Genomic DNA, 2552 nt, shown 5'->3' with positions numbered 1-2552 from the left:
CTGTTCAGCGGCTTCCTTCTTCAAGGAAGCAATCTCTCCCTCCGAAGCGTCACGCTTGGTGTATTTCACCTCTACAATATAGCTATAGGCAATATCGGGTTGGTGCAGTAAATCCGGCATCATGTAAAAGTCGGCATACCCTTTGGAAGATTCGTGTTCGGGAAAAAGAACATATCCCTGGGTCAGTCCTAAATAAGCCAACAGAAAGCCTTTGACATGAGCCTCTCCATCTATGAACTCACGGATGGCGCTTTGACGTTCCAGTTCGCGGGCAAAGAAGCGGAAGACGGCCTCCCATTCGCCACGAAGAGCCATTCCTTTCACCAGACCGGAAAAAGAAGAAAGGTCCAGATCAAACATTTTTGCTTCGCGATAAGCTTCTACCAGATAAGTGTAGAGCTGTTCGCGTACAGTCAGGTTCGGAATACCAAGAATGGCACTACCAAAATCGGTACCTTGTATGGATAGCATTCCAAAATAGAACAGCAGGCTCTTGAAGTTCTCCGTATCAGTCAACTTTTCAGCCGGAAAAGAAGTGGAGATCTGTGCTGTGATGCTACCTTCCGTTACAATCTGCTGGATGACGGAAGCGTTCACACCGAATGTCTTATCTATCCGTATCAAATGACGGAGCTTACTGTAATCCGTACGGATATTGTTATCAACCATTGTCTCTGGGGGTAATTGCTGTTGTAGATAACTATTCAGGAAATAAAGTGTCATGTCCGAATTGAACATCCGTTCTTCCAATTTGCGGGAAGAGAAGCAGTAATTATCATACCACGGCTTCATCAGTTCCACCAGCCTATCCACAGTAACATCTTCCGGCAGTGCGTTTTCATCTTTGTAATAGGTAATCATCTCCCGTACTTCATCTTCGCTGAAACCGATGATGTCATTAAATTGCGGCATCATACTGATATTCGTGCCGATATTGAAACCGCTCGTCACGTCATCCATCGTAATGGGACTCACTCCCGTGATGAAAAGGCGCTCCACGGCAGCACCGGCATTGGAAGTGGAATCTTTAATATTGTTGAAGAAACCACGGATAAAACCCTCACCATGTGTCTTTTCCCGATAACGCTCCTGCCCATAAGAAGAAAGGATGGTATTGGTAAAGTTATCATATTCGTCAATCAACAGGTAAATGCGCGGGCAGTCCGTACGGCTGACGTATTCCTTAAGAGCAGACAACATCTGTCTCGGATTGGTTTCATCAGGATTGACAACCTTCCAAATATCACTGCCCAACAGGTGCTCGTATTTCAGGATGAAATTCTTCATCACCATGCAGCAATACTCGCAGAACGAACGCTCCACATCCTCCAACTTCGAACTGATTGCAGAGAAGTTGAATCGCAAAACCATGTACTTGTTGTGCTCATCCGTAGGATGCTTGCCTATATACAATTCTCCGAATATCTCTTCAAAACTATCCGCATAATCAATACTATAATACGTTTCCAACATGGCCAGAAACAGTGACTTACCGAACCGTCGCGGACGTATGAGGAACAGATAGGACGGCTGGCGCTCTATCATTTCGATATAACGGCTCTTATCCACATAATAATAGTTTTTCCGCATAATGCGGGGAAAGTCCGATATTCCATAAGGTAATGCTTTCATAACTGCCTGCTTTTAATATTGCACAAAGCAAAGGTAATAAAAATGATTGCAAATTCTACGAAGACCTTGAAATAGTTACAATCGGACACCGTTATTTACCACATATTCCGAAGATCGTATCATGAGAAAGGTGCGCAGCATCAGCATCGGGTAGACAAGCCAAATGATAAACCGGTACCGCAGAAAGCAGGGAACTCAAAGTATCACTGATGTAATCATACAATTCATCGCTGTAAGCAAAGTCAGGCGGACACGAAGGATGCAACGCGCCATATCCTTGAGCCACACTGAGCCTCTTAATTTGATTGTAAGGAGCTTGCGACAATCGTACACAAGCCGCTAACGGATAACTTTCATTCTTGTAGCAAGGTGTTTTTCCACTCCATGGACTGCCATATATCCATGGTTCTCCGTCTATGATGCGAAGTATAGGACTGTCATCATTCAGCAGAACAGCGCCTTGTATGTTTTCGCGCCACAAACGGGTGTGAGTACTCTTACCCGTACCGCTCTCTCCCAAAAAGAGAATTGCCTTACTCTGACATACAATAGTACTGGTATGGATTGCTATCGTTTTAAAAGGTGCTGTTGCCACTCCATAAGCAATCCAGCATGCAAACCGAAGTAACCGCAGGTTATAATTACCTTTAAAACTGGCCACCTGTTTACTTTTGTCTAACCAAAGTTCAAACATTTCACCTTCAGGAGGTGCCATCACAAAAAGGAAGCCACCATTATAATAACCGAAGTGGCTGACAATACCATCTATTTCATTTGTATACAGTATTTCCTTGAACGCGGGTGTCTCGGTGGCAGACACTATGAAACGGCAAAGAGGTTCACCGTCTGCCTCCATCTTAAATGGGGTGAATCCTGTCAATGCACCTATTGCCGCAACCAATCTATCCCCTTCCACACGG

General features: G+C 44.6%; 2 protein-coding genes. Both read right to left on the bottom strand.

Annotated elements, in window-relative coordinates:
• Window positions 1-1632, bottom strand: a 1632-nt coding sequence (locus BWI44_RS06750; RefSeq protein ID WP_286812381.1) for a PD-(D/E)XK nuclease domain-containing ATP-binding protein, incomplete at its 3' end; no start/stop codon positions are given.
• Between the two features lie 91 nt (window positions 1633-1723).
• Window positions 1724-2552 (bottom strand): hypothetical protein (locus BWI44_RS06745; protein ID WP_286812376.1); only part of this gene is annotated, 829 nt, incomplete at its 5' end.

This window comes from Bacteroides sp. Phil13 (assembly GCF_001940965.1).
Classification (GTDB): Bacteria; Bacteroidota; Bacteroidia; order Bacteroidales; family Bacteroidaceae; genus Bacteroides; species Bacteroides intestinalis.
Note: the sequence above shows the minus strand (reverse complement) of the source record. Positions and strands in the feature narration are given on the sequence as shown.